Genomic DNA, 19,974 nt, shown 5'->3' with positions numbered 1-19,974 from the left:
GGCGGGGTGGGTTCGGTGGTTATTCCGGACTGTCCGCCGCCGTCGGTGATGCCTGCTTGTCCTCCTCCGTCGGTGATGCCGGCTTGCCCGGGCGCTGCGATTGCCGGTGGTGCGAGCGTGATTCCTGCGGCCACTGCTGCGGCTGCGACGACGGCGATGGCGCTCTGGCGGGCGAGGGTGCGGCTGCGGTGTCGGCCGTGTTGGTCTGCGCGGCGGGCGGCTCGGTTTCCTGCGGTGGTGTCGGTGCTCATGTGGTGCCTTTCGTTCAGGAGGGTGCGGATGGGTGCCGGGAGGGGGTCTGGTGTGCGGCCCCGGGCTGATACGGGGTCAGCCAGCGGCGTGGGTGATGAGATCGATGACGGTCGAGGCAACGACGGTCAGTGCTTCGGTGGTGCTGCGCCGGAGCTTCGAGGGCGCGATGCGCTCGCCGGAGGCGAAGAGTGGCTCGAACGGCATCCGGGCGACCGAATGGACTCCGGCGTCGAGAAAGGCGTCGACAGCGTCGATTTCGACCATCGGTGCGTCCCCGGGTCCGTCGGTGATGACGACGATGGTGCGAGCCATCATCGCCGGGCCGGCGGTGGCGGTGAGGTCGAGGAGCATGCGGTGCGCGGCTGCGGCGGCGTCGCGGCGGAGCGGGACCGGTACGAGGAGGACGTCCGCGTGGGTAGTTGCCCAGTGCCAGCTGCCAGCGAGGCGGTTGTTGCCGGTGTCGGCGATGAGGATCTCGCGGTGCTGAGACAAAAGCTGTGCCGCGGCGTGGGCGTCCTCGTAGCCGAGACTGGATCCGTGGGCGCCGTTGTTGCCGGCGACGATGTCATCCCCGCCTGGTTGGCGGGTGAGGTACTGCGAGAGCGACGAGGGTCGGATGCTGCCGGGCTCGGCTGCGCCTGCGGCGATCAGTGAGAGCACGTCATTTCGGTCGCGGGGAGGGATGCTGACGCGGTCGGCGAGGCTGCCGCCGACGTCGGCGACGTCGACGCAGACCGTGGTTGCGGCGCCGCGGTGTTCGGCGATGATCGCGTTCAGCCCTACAGCGAGTGGGGTTTTGCCGACGCCTCCTTTCGGGTTGGCGATGGTCACGATCGAGAACCCCGGGATGGGGCCGGTGATGGATGCGATGGCGGCGCGGTGGCGCATTTCGGCGGACTCGGGTTTCGGGGCGATCCGGAGGTTGAGGATGGTGTTGAGTCGGCCGCGTAGTCCGGTGCGGGCGGGTTCGTGCGAGCCGGCCGCGATCTCGGGTGCTGCGAGCACTGATGTCGAGCTCTGTGTGCGCGCCGCGGGGACTGGCCGAGTATGGGCGTCTACTCCCACGGGTGGCGGGGAGTCACCGAGGGGTGTCACCGCCATCGTGACCGGTTCGTCCACATGATGATCCGGCTGCGTCTGTGGTGTGTCAGTTGGTGCGGGGATGGGTCCGGTGGGCAGCGATTGCGCCACCTTCCCGTCCGGTGCGACGGTGAGTTGGCGGGAGCGGCCCGCTTCCTGCACGGTGACCTCGACGGGTGAGCCTGCGTCGGCGGAGTGCTGTCGGCTGAACTGTGCGATCACCGCGTGGATCGACTGCCCGTTCTCGGCGGACAGTTCCACCTTCTCGTCCCCTGCCCCGCTCACGAGTGCGGTTCGCTCGGAGGTGATTTCGATGGCAAGGGTGGACATCACGCGGTGGTTCCGGTGAAGGCTCCGACGCCGGAGAGTTCGGTGTCCATTTCGAGGACGATGGTGTCGGCCTTGTCGAGGGCGGCCAGGGCGTCGTCGCGGGCTTTGCCGTCGGGGAGTACTTCGATGATCTGGCGGCGGGTGGCGACGGCTTTCTTGATTTCGTCGAGTCGCGGAGCGGTCAGTTCCTGGTCTTCGCTGAGTTTCGGCAACCAGCTGGGGATGGCGTTTTTGAGGACGCGGCGTAGTTCAGTGATGACGGGGTCGCCGCCGCCTTTGGGGGCTGCGAAGGGGTTGCGCAGCACGGTGATGTCGTCGGCGGTGGGGGTGATCGATTGGGAGATGCGGCGGCTCATGGGTGGACCTTTCGGGTGAGGGTTGAGCAGGTGTGTCAGCGAAGTCGGGGGCCGCGGTGTCAGGTCGCGGGTGCGGTGGTGTCGGGTTCGGGAAGCAGGACGACTTCGTGTGGTCCGTAGGTGATGTGGTTCTTGACCCGTCCGGCGCCGTGGAAGGTCAGGGTGGTTTCAGTGACGGCGCCGCTGTCTTTGTCTCGGATGACGGTGACCGCGGCGACGGTGGCCGGGTATTCGTTGCCGCGTCCGTCGTCGACGAGGACCGTCATTCCTTCGGTGACCGCGGCGGCGGGTATCGCGTCGGCGAAGTCGTCCCCCGAATCGACGGCAGGCGTCTTGTCGTGGTGGCCGAGGACGGTGGGCTCGGGAGCTCGACCGTAGGCGCGGGCAGCGACGGCGACGGAGCGTTCGGATTCGATGAAGTGGCGCAGTTCGGTCGAGTAGAACGCGATATGCGGTTCCTGCTGGGGCCTCAGCCCGTCGATGATCTTCTTCTCCGAGGTCGAGAGCTGATTCCACTTGTTGGGGTGCGGGTCGACGTTCGGTGTCCACCACATCTGCGCATCGACGGGCACACCATCGTTGCCGAGGGCGACTCCTCGGCCGGGGACCGAGGTGTCGATCTCGCGGCCGATCTGCGAGTCGCCCCACAGCATCATCGCGCCGTCCTGCGAGAGGTTGCCGAGAGAGATACGGGTGCCGAAGTTGTCGCGCGCGTTACCCGAGGCGCCACCGAAGAGGGACGCGTCGGGCCGTTGCACACCGAGCAGGAGCCGGATACCGGCCGAGCGTGCGAGGACGGCGAGATCGGCCCACGCACCGAGTGGGTCGAGTTCTTTGAGGAGATCGCGGGTTTCGTCATCACCGGTCTTGGCGAGGCGCTGCCATTTGCCGGAAAGAATGAAGAACTCGTCGAGGACGGCGATCAGCAGCGGAAGTTGGGACGGCTCGATCTTCTTCACATGGACGTAGTGGTTGCGGGCCATCATTTCGCTGTGCAGGGCACGCACGAGCATCGCGGAGCGGACGGCGTCGTAGACGATGGCGGCGCACCCGGGGTAGCCCTCGAGTCCGTCGAGTTCGATCATTTTCGGGTCGACGCCCAGGAACGGGATTCCTCGTCGAGATGCTTCGGTGAGCAGGGTGCGGATCACCGATGTCTTGCCGCCGCCGGTGGGTCCGACGATCAGGCAGTGAGGTTTGTTCGACTTGGTGGAGATGTCCCAGAACATGTTCACCTCCGATGCTGCCGTCGCGTAGGGCAAGTGGCGCAGGTTCTCGTCGACGAGTTCGAGAGGGTGATCGACGCGGGTGGGCAGTGGGGCGCGCAGGCTCATCAGGAGGTAGCCCTCGGAGGGAAACCAGTCGGTGGCCCAGGTCCGGCCGGATTCGTGCTCGCCGGCGAGGGCGGCGAGGGCTTCGTCGACCTTCTTCTGGAAGCCGCGTGCTCCGCTGGAGAGGGTGGGTGTGAAGGTGATCTTGAAGGCGGTTTCGACGTCGCCGTCGAGCGCGGCGACGCTCACGGCAGGCTCTTTCAGCGGTCCGTCTTTGAGGGAGTTCGCCAGTGCCTTGTGCCGCGGTGATCGAAGGTCGGGTTGAGTCAGCGTGCGGGTGATGCGGATTCGGTCGCGGTGGGCGTCATGGACGACGGTGTAGGTCCATTTGCTGGTGCGTTTGCTCGCGGAAGCTCTTACTGCGGTGGTGAATTCGTCGAGCTCTTTCGGACGGATGATGGCGCCGCGTGCAAGGGTGATGGTGGCGCTGCGCAGGGTGGTGATGCCAGGTGGATATCCGATGGTGATTTTGACCGGTGTGTGGCGGGTGCTTTGCCGGATTTGCGCGTCGAGTCCGGCGCGGTGACGGTGGGTGAGGAACCGTGCCATATCGCAGGCGAGCAGGCCGAGCGCGAGAGCGGCGAGCGGCCATCGATACTCGTGGACTGCTGAGACTGCGCTGTCCAGTTGAGGGGTCGAGACCTGTTCGGCGAGTTCGAGGAGTCGCGGCGCAAAAAACGCGAGTGTTGTTGCGATAACGGCGAAAGGCGCCCACGCCCTGTACGGGCGGGTAGCGGACTCCCCCGCATGGCTTGTTCGCGCGTGGGGTTTGTCGGAGCCGAAGAGGTCGACGAGAAAGTCTTTGAGCGGGTCCTGCTGGCTTCTGCTCATCGTCCACTCCTCTCACTCGAATCCAGTCCCGAGGCGGTCGTCGCCGGGGCGTGTGGGGTGCACTTTCACAGAGCGCGGGAAGCAATCTCAACCCGCCTGTGGATAACTTCTTTCGCGGGTGCGTGGCTGGAGCGTGCGTCACATGCCCGAGCGGTGATACCGGGGCGCGATAGACACCCATCGCCTCTACCCGCGGCTGGTTCTGTTTGTGGCGCTGCGCATTACCGATCGTAGGACCCGCGACGGCATCGTTGATGCACCGTTTGGAGACTTATTCAACGACCTACGCCACGGCCCCGATGACGATATACATCTCGGGTGATTGCGCTTTCCCGCGCCACTGTTCGCGGGCCCCTTTCAGGCGCTCGAACGTCTCACTTCGTGAGGTACAGAACCCAGTGCGCGAACACCTGAGAACGGTGTGGACCACACCGCGGCAGGCGCAGCGCCAGAATGACCCGGCGATACTCCGAACAGAACCCTGACCAGCAGTTGATCGAAATATTTTGGCGCGAAGCAATTTTGACAAGTACACTCCCCCTAGGCCCGAAGGGCCGGGGGAGTGACCCCGAAGGGGAAGAGTGAATCGGGCCCCTGAATTCCACCTCTGCCCGCACCCTCTGCAGACACCCCCGATGCGGGACTGTTCGAGCACAGGGTGCGCAGCCTGCCACGCGTGCGTGCTGAACACGCGATGCATGCAGCGCATGCACACCACGCAGGCAGTGGTGACGAACGGTTCCTCGAACTTCAGATCATGACCACCGCACGCGTGCATTGAGCAAGCTCCAGCAGGGGTCACCCGCACAGCTGGCGGACACGTTCCGAAAAAGGTTCTGCGCCAAGTTCTTCAGGCGGACGAAGCCCACGAAGCACAGCGAGGGAGACATGTGTCGATCTCCAGGGTCTGCGGCGGGTCCGTCGACCATGCCGATTCGCGACCCTCTGCCGCTCCGCTGAAGGAACGCTCCCGGCGGCGTGTGAGGAAGACTTCCGCGGACACCCGCAGCGAAGACCGTTCCGTGGCCGCGCTCCCCCTGCATTCGAGTTAGTTCCCGCGATCGCCGAGAGATCCCCGACGGATGAATCGCGACACCTGACCACACTCCACACGACGACCCGCACCAGCGCTGATCGACCAGCGCGCCAACCGCGGGTGCCGAAAAGTTATCCACAGGTTGCATTGAAATTCCTGGCACCACTCTTCTACGTTTCCGCGCAACCACATTCGTGGGGTCTGGTTCACCACTGTGTTGGAGAGTGCTCATGTTTTCTCTTGCTTCCACCGTGATCGACGTGTCGATCCCGGCGACGCATCCACCGCTCGCCGCAGACGCGGTGACCTTCGCGCAGTCGACGGACGTAAATACCGGTGGTCTGCGCGCGTGGATCAAGGACAACATCGTCTTCACCATCCTCATCGCCCTCGCGTGTGTGGTTCTCGTCGGTGGGCTCAAGGGCAATTTGTCGCGGGTCTTCACCGTCGGTGGACTCGGGTTGTTCGGGCTTGCCTACCTCGGTATCGCGACATCGGAATCGGCGGCCACGGGGATCGGCAATTGGCTTCTCGGGCTCGTCGGTATCTCGACCTGACCGCTGATGCCTGCGCAGAGAACGTTCGAAGGGGATGCTCGGTGATCGACAACGACGACCTGATGTACCGCGTGGACCGGCACTACCTCGGTCCGACCGGTTATCCACTGCCGGTACGGATCCGCTACACGGCCGGCATCGTCGGCGTGATTGCTTTCGTGGTGGTGTTCGTGATCGGTCGCGGAATTCTGCACGTCCCGCTCGGATTCAAATCATTGATGGTGATGGCCGTGATCACGGTGTGGATTACGACCCGGATCGCAAAGTTCGTCACCCCGGACCGCCCACTGCGGTCGGTTCTCAAGGCCGCCCTCAACGACCTCGTTGCGCCGCGCCCACCGAAGCGCGGTGCACCCGTGTTCATCTCGCTCCCTGAGCGGTTGACTACAGGAGAACGTGCCGTCGTACCTGTTCGCCTCGACGGTGAGGCTCACCGATGACCTTTCCCGAGAACGACATTGCGGCTCTGTTCGATCCGAAGCTCGACGACCCGGTTCCGGTCATTCCTCCCGGTGCCCTCCCGCCGTCGTGGGCTGCAGTGCAGTCGCATGCTCCGCAACCGGTGCGGGCGTGGTCCGAAGCCGAACCCGCACACGCTCCGGATGGTTTTGAACACGACCACGGCGAGGACGACACCGACGGCCATACTTCCCCTGCAACCGATCCGGACCACGTCGCAGACAAAGTGCTCGGCCGTCGGCGTCGCCGCACAGGAAAGAAACGGGCAAAGTCGGCCACTGATCGGGACAAGGCAGCAGCGAAGAAACGTGCAGACCGCGAACGGAAAGCGGTGCGCCTGAAACTGACCGGCACATCAGCGAACATCACCCGCACCGCGACCACCTCCACTGCATGGTTCGTCCAACGCCAGGGGCCGTGGAATTTCCGCACCGCCGGAAAGCAGCGCCGCTTCATCCAGGACGAAGCAATCATCCTGACCAACTTGCAGAAGGCCGGCGTCAACAAGGTGCATCGCCGCCTCGTGCGCACCCCGTTCCCCGTCGCACAGTGGGCAGTCGATCACGACAAGTGGGCCACCCCGATTCCCGATGTTCCGGGCGCATTGTCATGGGCGGACTACCTGCGCGGGCAGCAGCATGCGATGTTGTGGTCCAACGCGACGATCAAAGGCCGCTACTGGGGTATCGAACTGCCGCAACGCTCCTCACTCGGCCAGGGGTTGGACTGGACCGCCCGGATGCTGCGCCACCTCGCTCACTGGCCGCTGCTGGGCAGAGTGTGCACCGGGGTGAACAGCTGGGCCGACGACGCCTTCGACCGGGAGCAGAAGGCCCTTGCCGATCACCTCGCCACACTCGAACGAATCATGTCCGGCCGCGGTGTGAAAGCAACACCGGCCACACCGGCGGCGATCGACTACTTGCTGCGCCGATCAGCGACCATCGGTCTACCGCTGGAAGCTGGCGGTGCGATCGCCGGCGCCGGAGATTGGGAAGAAACCGACGTCGCCGCCCTGGAAGATCTCACCGACCTCTCCCTCACCCCAGGCGACGGGTACACCACCGTCTCCGGCGTCGTCGACGGCCGCAAGTACACCGGCGTGGTGATCGTGCTGACGATCGGCCGCATGGCTCCCCTACCGATTCCGGAACGGATGTTGCCGTGGCAGATCATCGGCGATCCGTCCGGTGAACCTCTCGAATGGTCCGATCGCATCGAACTGCACGACAAAGCGAAAACGATCCGCACCATGCGCTCGCTGACCGGCAAGATCGAATCGCAGTTCGACCACTACACCGTCGAACACGATCAGGTCCCGCCGAAAGAGTTGGCGGAGCAGCACGCCCGCGCACAGGACGTGATCTCCGACGTCGAAGAAGACCATTCCGGACTCTCGACTCGAACCACCGGGTGGTACCGCCTTGCGGTGGTCGGCACCGACCCCGACGATGCGCGGCAGAAAGTCTCCGATCTGCAGGAGATGTACTCCCCGCACATCGCGCTCGAACAAGAGCACGGCCAATACCAGTTGCTGCGAGAGTTCATACCTGGTGAGCCGCAAGCCAACATCGCCAACAAACGGCACATGGATGTCGAAGCAGTCGCCGCCGGGATGGCGACCGTCAGTGACCGGATCGGTGACCGCCGCGGTGTCGTCCTGGGCGAGACCGGATCCATCTCGCCGCGCCCGGTGATCTGGGACCTGTTCGCCGCGCACGAGATCAAGCACAAGTCCGGTCTGACACCGATCGTCGCCGTACCCGGTTCGGGTAAGACGTTCCTGGCCGGCATGATCGTCTACCAAGCCGTCAGGGCCGGCGCGTACGGCGTCGTCCTCGACCCCTCCGGTCCGCTCGCAGCGTTGGCCGGACTACCGGAGTTTCGTGACATCGCCCGCGTCTACGCCCTCACCGGTCGCGATTCACGCGCTGGCGCCTTGAACCCGTACCGCGTGATCACCGATCCGCGTCGCGACGATCCCGAGTACGACGCCCGCAACGTCGAGTTCGCCCGGGATGCAGATCCGTTCGCGGCGGCGCAGTCGAAGTTCGATGCGGATATGCGTGCAGCTGCCGCCGAGCGCGTCGAGGTCGCCGTCTCGGTGCTCAAGATGATACTCACCGAACGGCATCTGCATCTCGAGCACACCGAACCCGTGCTGCACATGGCCGCGAACATGGTCGGCGGCGACAGCAACCACAACCTCCGAGAAGTGTTGGCCGCGATCCAGTCCATCGGAGTGAGCGATCCGGACCAAGCCGTCAAAACGTGCGCGAACGGGTTGTACCAGCAGCTCAGTTTGATGTCGGAACTGACCGAAGCGCGTGTGCTGTTCCCGGAGGAGGGCACGATCGGGAGCGGAGCGGATACATTCGACGCCGACATCCGCCTGACGATCCTGACGATGCCGGGCCTACAGCTACCGCCCGAAGGCACACCGTCCTCACAGTGGACACCGCAGCAACGGATGACGGCGCCGTTGATGCACATGGCCGCATGGCTGGCGAACAGGCTCGTCTACGAAAAGCCTCGCCACGTGCGCAAGGTGCTCTTCCTCGACGAAAACAAATACCTCGAATCCACCGGTGCCGGCCGCACCCTCAACCTCCGAATCGCCCGCGACTCACGCAAATTCAAGGTCCGCGCCCTGGTCTGCTCACAACTTCCGGATGATTTCCTCGGATTGGACGGCAGCGATGACAAGACCGCCCTGACCTACGAGGTGTTCGTCGGTGACGTCGGAGGTGATCCGCATGCAATCGAAGGCGCCCTGAAACTGCTCAAACTTCCCACCGGGCAAGGGTTCGAGCAATTCCTCGCCGAACTGGGCAGCGGCGGCGAGGACACCCTCGACGAGGACACCGACACCTCCTACCAGGACGAAGCACGGCGCTGGATGATCCGGATGGCCGACGACGTGGAGTTGGTGCGTTCGAGCTGGATCCACTACGTGCATCTCGCGCATGTGTTCGCAGCGCTGAATTCCTCCTCGGCGAAGAACGCCCTCGGCGGTACCGCATGATCACCCGCAGAGGGCTCAGAGCGCCCTCTACAGACCTGGATGAGGCAAACCCTCGCAGATCGCGCGTTCGGGCGCTAACCGTCAATCTGACGCGGGTTCTCGCCGTTCTAGCGTTGGCGCTGGTGCCCCTCGTCGCCCCGGGAGGGCCGATCGCATCTGCCGGCGGATTCGACTGCAAAGACGTCCCCTCCCCCGAGTTCCCGAACTCGGTCATGGCAGCCGAGTTCGATTCCTCGAGCAAAGACCGCGAACCGAAACAGGGCGGCACCGGCTACGAAACCTACGGGTGGGCCGGATTGCGCTGGTACACCTACGACCTCGGCTGCGGCAACGACCTGGTCCGCGCACCCGACGCAGTCGCGGACACCACCCTGGGCAACACATTCCTCGCAATCGGCAAAGGATTCGCAGCTGCAGCGTTCTGGCTCGACGACCAGACAAAGACCGGAGCAGCTGCAGAAGAGGCAGGGATCGCCCCGGCGATGGTGCAGTTCGACCAGATCGTCGCCTCGATCTCCAACGGAATGCTCGGCGTCTACGGAACGTGGCTGGGTGTGGCATTGATGGTGGTCGCCACGATCATCATCTGGAACGCCCTCAAATCAAACGCCGCGGCCGTGACCCGCACCGTCGCGATCGCCGGCGCTGCAATGGCCATCGGAGCACTGTTCGTCGGCGCACCGCAAAAGGCCATCCAGGTCGCCGACGACACCTTCGGATCGGTCATCACCGACACACAAGGTCAGATGCTGTCCGTGTCCGGAAACACCGGAGACCCCCGCAATGTGCTGATCGACAAGATCTTCCTCGACGACTGGCGTAAGGGATGGTTCGGCGCGAATTTCAATGACCAGGAACTGCAACTTGGACCGAAGCTCCGCGACACCCTTGCATTTTCGTACGCGGAGCAGCAGAACGTGGCCGGCGACAACGAGGCTGCAAGTGAGCTTGCGAGCAAAAAAGGAGAGGATTTCGAAAATAATCTGGTTGAGAAGCTGAAAGATTTGAACCTTTCCTACAATCAGTTCCAGGGCAAAGACTCCGGACGCACCGGCACAGGGTTCATGGCGATGATCAAACTCGCCATGCCCTCCATCCTTTGGATCGGCGCATCCATCCTCAAACTCACTGCGCTACTGGCTATTCGACTCGCAATTCTCTTCGCACCGATCTGGGTTCCGATCGCCGCCGCACACGGCGGCACCCTCTCGCGCGTGTGCCGCATGATCGCCACCGCCTACATGTGGGGCGTGGCCGGCGCGGTCACCATCGCGCTGTATCTGATGGCGCTGGTCAAGCTGTACGATACCGACACCGACAACGGCCTCGTCGACGGCACGTGGCGGCTGTGGTTCATGGTCATCTTGACTGCGGTGTGCTGGTTCATCATGCGCCCGTTCAAACGGATGACTCAGACCTTCACCCAGAACCAAGCAGGTGCACTCAATCGCAAGGCTCGTCACGCGCAGACGTCGATGAAACAGAAGTTCTTCAAGGCCGGCAGCGCCGTCGTGGGCGGTCCCGCAGCGTCGATGGTCGAGGAAGGTGTCGGCGCGCTTCGGAAGGCGACCAAACGCGGTGGTGACCTCGACAAGGATTCAGTGACACCAGTGCGTCCGGAAGGACGTGAGTTGAATCAGCGACGTCGCCACGAGGTCGACAAATCGCGTGTCGATTCACGCAAGACGGTGGATCGCCAACAGCGTCTGACGGATTCACGCAAGAACGATGTGCGCCGCCAAAGCCTCGCCGGTACCGCGAAGAGTCCTACGGGCCTCAAGCGGCCCGTCGCCAATCGGCCGCAAACCGCAGGTACCGCCGCCAATCGAGGCCAGGCACTCGCTCGCCAGTTGGTCGGAACCGAAGCCGGTTCGCCGCGCAGCTCTTCGTCGGTGAGTGAGGCATGGGACGGAGGCCCGCGGTCGAGTATCGCGCCGATGAAGGTGTTCACACCGCCCTCGCGGGATGTCTCCACCGGGTCGACGACACCCAGTTCGGGTGCGACGCGCTCGAACGCGTCGACGCCTCCGCGGTCCACCGCCCGACTGTGGACACCGTCGTTGACCTCCGCAGGTACTTCGCCCGATTCGACCGACAGGTTCAGCTGATGTCCTCCAGCGCAGCCAATCCCGTACTCGCACCGATCCGACGGTGGGTGCTGTACTCGCGCACCAACCTGACGATCACGATCGTCTCTGCGTTCGGTGTGCTGTTCGTGGCGGGAGCAGTGTTCGGCCAATCCCCGACCCCGTCGAACACTGCCTCGAAGATCCCAGCCTCCACCGCATCAACGACAGGAGCAGCGTCCGCGACCCCGGGTGATCTGAGCTACGAGTTGACCGAAGTGACCGAATCCTCCATTGCCGGCAAGTCGATCGCTTCGGTTGCCGAGAGCGCACCGGCGACAGCGATGGCCTACGCGCACGTCTACGTCGATCAGTCACTCTCGAACAGCGAATGGAAGACCAAGCTGGGCGTGCACACCGCCGAAGCGCCCGGCGTGACGGTGGTCAATGCCCGCCCGCTCGTACCGGTCGCGATCACCGGCCCGACGCGCAGTGAGATCGTGGCCGGCACCGGCGGTGAGAGCGCCGTGCAGGTCATCGTCCCGACGCGGGCGGGGAATCTGCGGATCACGCTCAAAGTGTCGGGCACCGACAAGGGTTCGACGTGGCAGATCCAGATGCCGCTGCCCACCCTGGACCGCAGCGAGATCGACAAGCTCGGCGTACCTTCCCTCGCGAGGCCACCGACCTCGGAAGCTGCTACAACCACCACGACGCCGACATCGACGTCCTCGACGAGCACTACCTTGACCACGTCGCCGACATCGACCACCTCTGTCGCTGTTCCCTCGGTAGACCTCGGACCTGCGCCTGTTCCCGTCCCGGGCCCCATCCCGATTCCCGACCTCGACACACCGCTCCCGGGGACGCTGTGAGCCGCCGCCGTGCAGCGGTGGCCCTGATCGTCACCGCGGCCACCGCCGCGATCCTTGGGCTGTCCGGATGCACCCAGCTGCCGGTGATCCCCCACAACCGTTGCGGCGGAACCTCGTCGAACGAGCGAGACGACAAGGGATCCGCTACGGGAAACACCGAACTGAAAGCATCGGGGCCGATCACCCAGCCGACCGAGGACGGAACGACGACGTTCACGTCCCCGTTCGGGCCTCGCTGGGGAACCGAACATAAAGGCGTCGACTTCGCCGGCCCCGTCGGGACACCGATCTACGCGGCGCTTGACGGTGTTGCGGTGAAGGCCGGACCCGCATCCGGGTTCGGGAACTGGATCGTGCTCGACTCGCTCGTCGGCGGAAAACCCGTGAGCACCGTCTACGGCCACATGTTCGACGACGGTGTCCTTGTCACGGAAGGCCAGCAGATCAAGGCCGGCGACCATATCGCGAACATCGGAAACAACGGCCAATCCACTGGCGCACACCTGCATTTCGAATACTGGGACGGGGGACGGCTGCAGGGTGGAACCGCTGTCGATCCGATGACCAAGCTCGGCGGAGCCCCCTTTCCCGCCGGCGAAGCAGGTAGTGATTCTCCTGCCATCGAGCTGGCCGCGTCATCATCGTCGATCGACTGCGCTGGATTCGGCGTGGCAGGTGGCGGCGATCTCAAAGCCGGTTCCGTTCCTCCGGAGATGGAACCGTGGTTCCGCAAGGCCGGATCGCTGTGCCCCCAGGTCAAGCCCTCCCTGTTGGCCGCAGATGCAAAAGCCGAATCCGGCTTGACCCGTGGCCTGACCTCCGGCAGTGGAGCGCAAGGTGTCACGCAGTTCATGCCGCGAACATTTGCTTCTTACGGCCAGGACGACGACAGAAACGGCAAGATCTCGATCTGGGACGATGGGGACGCGATCATGGCGCAGGGCCGATACTTCTGCTCCATCGCGGCGCAGGTCGACGGATGGATTGCCGACGGATCGGTCAAGGGCGATCCGAAATCGCTCTACATCGCTTCCTACAACGCGGGCGAAGGCGCGGTGAAGAATGCCGGCGGAATGCCCAGCGGCGGTGACTACACCACCCAGACACAGCCCTACGTCGCGAAAGTCCTTGCATACGAGGCAGAGTTCGCGTCCCCCGGAGGTAGCGGGGAACTGATCGTCTCGCCCGGTTCGGCGTCCGGATCGCAGGTCGTCGACGCTGCCCGCCAATTCCTCGGCACCCCGTACGTCTGGGGCGGCGGCAACATCAATGGCACCACCGGCGGTGGATTCGACTGCTCCGGACTGACCAGTTACGCCATCTACCAGGGAAGTGGAAACAAGATCACCCTGCCCAGGACATCCGAACAGCAGTGGAACGTCGGAGTCGAGATCCCTATCGACCAAGCACAAGCCGGGGATCTGGTGTTCGGTTCGTGGGCCGGAACAGGTCCGGGGCACGTCGGCGTCGCGATCGGCGGAGGCCAGATGATCCATGCTCCCACTACGGGGGACGTCGTCAAACAAGCTCCACTGCAGAGCGATATGAAAGCCAGGAGGGTTCTGTGAGCAACGCACGCAAGCTGGTTCTGCTTGCCGTCGCTGTCGTCCTCGTCGGTGGACTGGTGTACTTCCTCTTCGGTTGGGGCAACGAGACGGAAACCGAGACAGCTGAACAGATCGCCCCAGCACCGGCGCCGCTGACCATTTCGACTTCGCCGACTCCGACAACAATCGACGTCACCGAAGATCCGGATACGGAGCGAGCCGAAAACATCGCTCGCCAGGCACTTTCCGTGGCGTTCACCTGGTACCCGGCAACGGACCGTAGCCCCACCAATGGATACGCACGCGCCCGGGAATGGTTCACCGACACCCTGGCACAGACGCTGCTCGTCGACACGCACACCGAACGAGGACCAGGAGCACAGTGGAACCAATGGGCCTCCGGCAACGCCAAAGTGGTCGCCGATGTGACTGTGGGTTGCTCCGGCTGCCCACCAGATACCGATGCACTCGTCCGCCGAGTCGCCACCATCCGCCAGACCGTAATTACCGAAGATGGGACCAATCTTGTTGTACCGGAAACGACCGTGTGGGTCACGCTCTCCAAGGAGGTTGATCAGTGGCGCATCGACACCATTCAGTACTGAATAACCCATCCACCGACACAAAGAAGTGGAGGATCGTCCTTCGAAATCCAGTCGATAGACGACTTAAGGAATATAGTCGAATATTACTTGCACACAATACTTTTCACGTCCTGCGCAACGCCCATCGCGTTAGACCTGCATCGACGAGGAGACTCATGAAAAGACGTATTACTGTAGTCGCGGCGCTCCTTACGTTACTGCCACTCCTGCCTGCATGCTCGACACCAGCGACACAGAGGGTCGCCACCCCCAACCAACCCGCCAGCACAGACGGCGACCGAATGGGGGTCGTCACGCCAGCCGAATCCTCCCTCTGGCCAGGAAACTTAGCGATCGGCGTCGGAGACATCCAAAGCAATCAATTCATCACGACACCGGCTCCCGACCAGGTCCAAGCTAGGTGCATCGGAGCAGGAGACAATCTCACAATCGGCATCACCGCACCTAACGGCTGGAACGCCCTACTTACGCATGGATCCCAAACCATCGCCATCGAGAACAGGGAACTCGACTACCCCTTGCAGGAATTCACCACTCCTCAAAGCGCACTCGACAGCGAGAGCGAATCGAACAACAAGTTCGGAACGACCGACCTCTTCCCTCCTGGCGTGACGTGGGATCTCCCGCAGCTCGGCGACGTCGAGATTCAGTTAAGCCAGAAGACACCACCCCACTGGCAAATCCGAGCAAGGGAGAGAGTCACCATCGACATGCACGTACGATGCGAAGGGACGTAGCCGCACGCTTAGGCCAGGAACGATACCGCCGAAGGCCCTATAACTGGCAATAGCCGATTCACACTGATACGCCAGCATCTGTGTCCAGTTTCGTTGCCGGATAGTGTGTGTAGGTGAGCTATTTTGATGGTCGGGTTGTCGCAGTGACAGGTGCAGGTGCGGGGGTGGGCCGCCAGCTGGCCATTCAGTTGGCAGGACAAGGCGCGACACTTTCGCTGATCGACCGCGACCAACATGCACTCAATCAAACGATCAGCCTGATAGGCACGCAATCAGGTGTAAGCCGTATGTCGGTTGTGGACGTTTCCGACCGTGACGCCATGCATGCCTGCGCCGCTGAGACATTCGATGCTTTTGGGAGCATCGACGCAGTATTCAACAACGCTGGCGTCCTCTACACCGGGGACGTGCTCGATGCTGAGTTCGATGACTTCGCACGTGTAATGCGGACGAACTTCTGGGGTGTAGTCAACGGATCAAAAGCGTTCTTGCCCTTCATATTTCGATCGAATGAGGGAAACGTCGTCAATGTTTCCTCTGCATTCGGTTTGATGTCGGCGCCCGGATACTCGGCATACAACGCAGCCAAATTTGCCGTCCGAGGTTTCACCGAATCGCTACGGCAGGAGATGCTGATTCTGCATCCTCAAGTCAAGGTGTCTTGCGTCTTCCCTGGTGGAATCAAGACCTCGATTGCACGGACTGCCCGTATGGCTGCGCCGATAGACAGACAAGCAGTCATTGAGTCCTTCGAACACAGCATCGCGAGAACCGAACCGGAGAAGGCCGCGCAGGTTATCTTACGTGGCGCAAAACAAGGACGTCCCCGGATACTTGTCGGCGCAGACGCTCGAATCATCGACGTACTGACCAGAATCTCCGGATCTGGATACCAACGCCTGATACCGGCCACGAATAGGGCAAATCGCTCCTAGCCTGCCCCAACGAAGTCCGTATGAGGACATTGCGCCCACCAGCCTGGGACCTTTTTCCGTTATCGACGGTTACATGTACAGAAGAATTTGCGTAGTGTTCGTCTGTTCACAATCCGCGGGGAGAGGAACGTCCACTGTGACAACAAAATGGTTGATGATCGAAACATTCGGCGACGCTGCACCATCCATTGTTGGGTTGGGTAGCGCACCACGGCGATTCATGCCAATCGAGAGAGTATTGAAAAGTAGAGACTCACTCGAACTTGTGAAGCGGATCATCGAGGAAGTCAGTGCTTCACCTGGACAAATTGATCGGAGATCAGCAGACGGGCAACGTCGCCTCATCGTTGAGCCCCTGATCACGTTCAGCGGTCGCTTGCATGGAATACATCTGTGGTTCGGAAGATCGAACGAAACAGTACCCGAACATGATCCGGCTGGCGCATGGCTATTCAATCTTACGGCAGGCAAAGCAAGCGGGAGCGTCGCCCTACTGGATTTGTACGGCGTCCCTGAGGACGAACGCCACACAGAGAAGGCGATGGCGGGCGCGTTCACACGATTGCGGACAAATCATGACGAGAGCGACGCACTGTCAAAGATCGTCCAGTCGCAACCCGGAACGGTTCACCAAGCCGTCTGGACGGTGGAGAGGGATGATGGAGAACTGCGAGCAGCTCACTTCTCCTGCCGAATGCTCAAAGAGAACGATCCGGAAACAGGTCAACCCCAAGTGATCTTGCGCGGGATTACTCAAGATATCGGACCAGCAGTAGAAGTAACCTCCGCACCTCCTCCTGTGGTTCTCGAATACAGAGTGCTAGAGGCGGCAACCAATGACGGAGAGTATCGAGCCATCGTCAATCTCAAGACCCTGCAGTTGATTCGATGGGTCGGCGACGCCATGCCGGGACTTGCATGGGAATCAGTTGACGATCAGGTCGAACCCAGCATTCATCCGGACGACTTCCACATTGCACTTGCGATGTCAGAAGGTCTCGCACGGGGCAAGACCCGCGGAGTCATTCGTTTCCGCCAATTGAGCGGAGCCTGGAAAACCTATGCGGTGGAGGCAACTCTGATGATGCTGGACCAGCATACGACGGCAGGCCTGGTCATGATTCGCGAGGCAAGTTCTCCGGAATAGGAGAGGCCCATGCATCTGACATAGCGCCTTCATCCTCACTGGCCTAAAGATCATTTACGATTTCACCTCTGCCGCAATTGATTCGAAGACTTGGACCAGTCCCGGCCATCAGCGCGTGATGCCGATGAACATCGACTTCGGCGGCGTCGCGCGCAATGATCACCGAATGTTCAAGCGTTTTGGGACCTAGTACCCAAGATGCTTGCGGCCTATTGCGGTAGAACACTAGGCATTAGTAACGTGCAACTGCGCGCCCTTCAGGGGCTCCGGCAGTGAGTGGTTACAGGTGACTCCGCCAGGTAGCGCGGACGGTACTAGTTACCGCTCGATCCCGCACCTGAGACTCAACCGGAGGCCCGTTTGTGCCGCACACACGTCGACTACCTCAGTTGCCATGTCGATGCCCTTGCGTACCTATGCAGGTACCCCAGCAGGTCGAGTCCTGGCACGCTCGTAGCTTGCATGCAATTCAATTGCACTGATTCCCAGGGCATCCGCCAACTTTTGAGCACTCGCAGGCGTCAAGAGCACTTCGCCTCGCTCTATTCGCGCGATCATCGAGGTGCTGATCCCCGTGAGCTTTCCAAGCTGAGGTTGCGTAAGCCCGAGGAGGATGCGCCAATCTCCGGGGAACCGTTCATCCTCCGGAACTATTACCAGTTCACTCATAGGGACATCAAGCGTGCGGGCAACCAAGGCCAACGTATCAACCTGAGGACTCCGGTTGCCGGACTCCCATTGCTGCACTGTCGCGCCGCCCACCCCAGCGCGACGCGCAAGATCTGCTCGACTGAGGCCTTTGCTCTCACGCGCACGACTAAGTCGCGCGGGTTCGAACCCGCGCATAACACGGCGACTCATGTGGGCATTCCGTTCGTCATTGCTAGACACCATGCCGCACCTCCTCTAGGGTCTAAACGTGCATGACTTTAATCGATGCAATTGTTGTAATAGGCACACGGCAGCAAGTCCGCATCTCACAGGCAAAGGGGTGATCTGACATATCGAGAGAAGTTCCCCCGGTCGCTACCAACGACCAGGGGAACGATGTCCAAACGGGTTGGCGCCCGTCCAGAGTTTTCTTCAGTTGCAGAAAGGATTCTGCGATGTCTATCTTAGTGGACCCATCAGGTCCGGATGACGTGTTCCGCAATCGGTATGCAGCTCTCTCCACGCTTGCCCTTCGTCGGCTTGTTGCGCGGCATTCGTCGATCGGCGGGCGTTGCGATGGTTGCGGTTTCAGTGTTTCGGAGCTTGTTCCGTTGTGCCCGGAGGCTGCGGCCGCGTTGCGTGAGTTGACGCACCGTGAGGGCCGGGGAACATCTGCGGTCGAGTTGCCGCAGTTCAGTACTGACGATCTTCTTCGGGTTGCTGCTTCGCATCATCCTGATCGGGTTGGTCGGTGCGCGCGGTGCGGGTTCGTTTTCTCGTCGGAGTGCGATGTGTGCCCGACTGTGCGAGCTGTTCGTGTGGAGTTGGAGGTTCGGGGCGTGGTGCCGATTGTTGGTGCCGAGCCGGGCAAGGGTTTGTGCGCGGGGAAGTCACGGTCGTGGGAGATGGATGGCCGCACGGTGGTGGAGTGGCGCCGCGCGATCTCCTCGTGTGAGGCGTGCCCGTTGTTGGCGCAGTGCCGTATAGATGCGGCCGCGTCGGCGGAGCGTGGGGATGGCCCGCAGCGAATGATCATGGCGGGCAATGCGTATGACAGTCACGGCAATATCGTCGACGGTGAACGCTTGGGCCTGTATGAGTCGTTGACGACAGCAACGCGCCGTCGCCGGGATTCGGTGGTGGCCGCGTGAGGGCCGCGGTGCCGCCGCCGACGGTGTTGGCGTGCGCGGTCGATCCTCAATCGTGGGATTTGGATGAGGGTTCGTATCGCGCGGGGGTGGATGCGCAGGCTGAGTGTTTCCGGTGCCCGCGTTTGGCGGATTGCCGGAAGGAGTTGTCGTCGATGGTGGCGGCGGGTACTCCGCCTCGGTCGATGATTTGGGCGGGTGTGCCGTTCAGTCATCGTGGCCGGCCGATTACCTCGGATGCGGTGTTGCGTTCGTACTATCGGCGGGTCGACGGGCATCGCGGTACTTCTCGTGGGAGCGCTGCGTGACCCCGATAGTGGGGGCGTTCGCTCCGGTCTTCACACGGCCACTCAACACAGTGGCATCGGAGGAGTCTGCGGCGCTGATCTTGAGGACATTCGAATCAGCGTGGTCGGTGTACGGAATCCTCGCCGACACGCACGGCCATGTGCCGGCACGGGACCGCTACGACCGGTTGTGGATCCTCGTCGAAGTCGCCGGCCGCCTGCGTAGTCGACGCACCTTCATTCACGATCACCCGGACATCGGTGACTCACCGGATGTGTACGGGTTGATCGACGTGGACTCCCGCGCAGTTCTTCATGCCCGCGATCTGATCGAAGCTCACGGCCCGTTAAGGGTCGACCCCTCCCCTGCCGCGGTCCTCGCACCTATCCGTACCGGTGCGAGAGATTCCGCACACCTTCACCCCTGCACGTCACAAGCCTCGCTCGACGTCACCCGATTGGACTGCCCCACATGACAACACACCGCTTGCTCGACGAACTGAACAACCCCCACCACTCCCTCACTGACATCATCTACGGGATCAGTACCGGGGCCCTCCACTCCCCTGCCTCGACCGGCCTTCCCGCCGAACGATGGCAATGGCTCGCGCACCTCCTCACCCACCCGCTCTGGGGAATGACCGCGATCGTCGACGGACTCGACCACGTCTGCTCCCCCGTCGCCCGACTGTGCCAACTCACCGCCCACCCCATCCACC

Annotated in this window: 16 protein-coding genes and 2 pseudogenes; 13 read left to right on the top strand and 5 right to left on the bottom strand. The window is 62.5% G+C overall.

What is annotated here, in order from left to right:
• From QMA15_RS31730 to QMA15_RS31715, 4 genes and pseudogenes are all read right to left on the bottom strand, one after another.
• Positions 1-251, bottom strand: a pseudogene (locus QMA15_RS31730) (insoluble domain protein); the annotation flags it as partial.
• 76 nt (positions 252-327) lie between these two features.
• Positions 328-1,662: a ParA family protein gene (locus tag QMA15_RS31725; RefSeq protein WP_290288928.1), complete on the bottom strand. Its 1,335-nt coding sequence runs from the start codon at positions 1,660-1,662 to the stop codon at positions 328-330.
• Positions 1,662-2,018 carry a hypothetical protein gene (locus QMA15_RS31720; RefSeq protein ID WP_058228481.1) on the bottom strand — a complete coding sequence of 119 codons (357 nt, stop codon included), beginning with the start codon at positions 2,016-2,018 and terminating at the stop codon, positions 1,662-1,664. Before QMA15_RS31720 ends, QMA15_RS31725 begins: the two co-directional genes overlap by 1 nt.
• A gap of 59 nt (positions 2,019-2,077) precedes the next feature.
• A complete protein-coding gene (locus tag QMA15_RS31715) occupies positions 2,078-4,180 on the bottom strand; it encodes an FtsK/SpoIIIE domain-containing protein (RefSeq protein WP_290288920.1) in 2,103 nt (700 codons plus the stop codon).
• A 1,266-nt stretch (positions 4,181-5,446) separates the two neighbouring features.
• Here QMA15_RS31715 and QMA15_RS31710 point away from each other — a divergent pair.
• The 10 genes from QMA15_RS31710 (at position 5,447) to QMA15_RS31665 (ending at position 17,169) form a co-directional block, all read left to right on the top strand.
• On the top strand, positions 5,447-5,773 hold the full coding sequence (locus tag QMA15_RS31710; protein WP_024487968.1) for a hypothetical protein: 327 nt from the start codon (positions 5,447-5,449) through the stop codon (positions 5,771-5,773).
• Positions 5,774-5,814: 41 nt separating this feature from the next.
• Positions 5,815-6,213, top strand: a complete 399-nt coding sequence (locus QMA15_RS31705) for a hypothetical protein (protein WP_290288917.1) — start codon at positions 5,815-5,817, stop codon at positions 6,211-6,213.
• Positions 6,210-9,257 carry an ATP-binding protein gene (locus QMA15_RS31700; protein ID WP_290288915.1) on the top strand — a complete coding sequence of 1,016 codons (3,048 nt, stop codon included), beginning with the start codon at positions 6,210-6,212 and terminating at the stop codon, positions 9,255-9,257. The genes QMA15_RS31705 and QMA15_RS31700 overlap by 4 nt, the downstream gene beginning before the upstream one ends.
• Entirely contained in the window at positions 9,254-11,365 is a 2,112-nt protein-coding gene (locus tag QMA15_RS31695) for a hypothetical protein (RefSeq protein WP_290288912.1), read from the top strand. The genes QMA15_RS31700 and QMA15_RS31695 overlap by 4 nt, the downstream gene beginning before the upstream one ends.
• Positions 11,365-12,198, top strand: coding sequence for a hypothetical protein (locus QMA15_RS31690; protein ID WP_070797612.1), 834 nt, complete (start codon positions 11,365-11,367; stop codon positions 12,196-12,198). The genes QMA15_RS31695 and QMA15_RS31690 overlap by 1 nt, the downstream gene beginning before the upstream one ends.
• Positions 12,195-13,766 carry a peptidoglycan DD-metalloendopeptidase family protein gene (locus tag QMA15_RS31685; RefSeq protein WP_290288908.1) on the top strand — a complete coding sequence of 524 codons (1,572 nt, stop codon included), beginning with the start codon at positions 12,195-12,197 and terminating at the stop codon, positions 13,764-13,766. The genes QMA15_RS31690 and QMA15_RS31685 overlap by 4 nt, the downstream gene beginning before the upstream one ends.
• The gene (locus tag QMA15_RS31680) at positions 13,763-14,350 is read left to right on the top strand and encodes a hypothetical protein (protein ID WP_290288905.1); all 588 of its coding nucleotides are present in this window, start codon (positions 13,763-13,765) and stop codon (positions 14,348-14,350) included. Before QMA15_RS31685 ends, QMA15_RS31680 begins: the two co-directional genes overlap by 4 nt.
• A gap of 281 nt (positions 14,351-14,631) precedes the next feature.
• Positions 14,632-15,087, top strand: coding sequence for a hypothetical protein (locus QMA15_RS31675; RefSeq protein WP_070797611.1), 456 nt, complete (start codon positions 14,632-14,634; stop codon positions 15,085-15,087).
• A gap of 113 nt (positions 15,088-15,200) precedes the next feature.
• Complete coding sequence (locus QMA15_RS31670) at positions 15,201-16,022, top strand: SDR family oxidoreductase (protein ID WP_290288900.1); 822 nt, start codon at positions 15,201-15,203, stop codon at positions 16,020-16,022.
• 136 nt (positions 16,023-16,158) lie between these two features.
• Positions 16,159-17,169, top strand: coding sequence for a GAF domain-containing protein (locus QMA15_RS31665; protein ID WP_070797584.1), 1,011 nt, complete (start codon positions 16,159-16,161; stop codon positions 17,167-17,169).
• A 414-nt stretch (positions 17,170-17,583) separates the two neighbouring features.
• On the opposite strand, the gene QMA15_RS31660 is transcribed toward QMA15_RS31665, so the two are convergent.
• Positions 17,584-18,015 (bottom strand): helix-turn-helix transcriptional regulator, encoded by a 432-nt coding sequence (locus QMA15_RS31660; RefSeq protein WP_058228566.1) that lies wholly within the window; start codon positions 18,013-18,015, stop codon positions 17,584-17,586.
• A gap of 644 nt (positions 18,016-18,659) precedes the next feature.
• On the opposite strand from QMA15_RS31660, the gene QMA15_RS31655 reads away from it, so the two are divergent.
• From QMA15_RS31655 to QMA15_RS31645, 3 genes and pseudogenes are all read left to right on the top strand, one after another.
• The gene (locus tag QMA15_RS31655; RefSeq protein WP_290288892.1) at positions 18,660-18,971 is read left to right on the top strand and encodes a hypothetical protein; all 312 of its coding nucleotides are present in this window, start codon (positions 18,660-18,662) and stop codon (positions 18,969-18,971) included.
• Between the two features lie 301 nt (positions 18,972-19,272).
• Positions 19,273-19,731: a hypothetical protein gene (locus QMA15_RS31650; protein WP_290288889.1), complete on the top strand. Its 459-nt coding sequence runs from the start codon at positions 19,273-19,275 to the stop codon at positions 19,729-19,731.
• Positions 19,728-19,974: pseudogene (locus QMA15_RS31645) on the top strand (hypothetical protein); the annotation flags it as partial. The gene QMA15_RS31650 and the pseudogene QMA15_RS31645, both read left to right, overlap by 4 nt.

The sequence above is a fragment of the Rhodococcus sp. APC 3903 genome, from assembly GCF_030407755.1.
Taxonomy (GTDB): domain Bacteria; phylum Actinomycetota; class Actinomycetes; order Mycobacteriales; family Mycobacteriaceae; genus Rhodococcus_F; species Rhodococcus_F erythropolis.
This window is presented reverse-complemented; position numbering and strand designations above follow the sequence as displayed.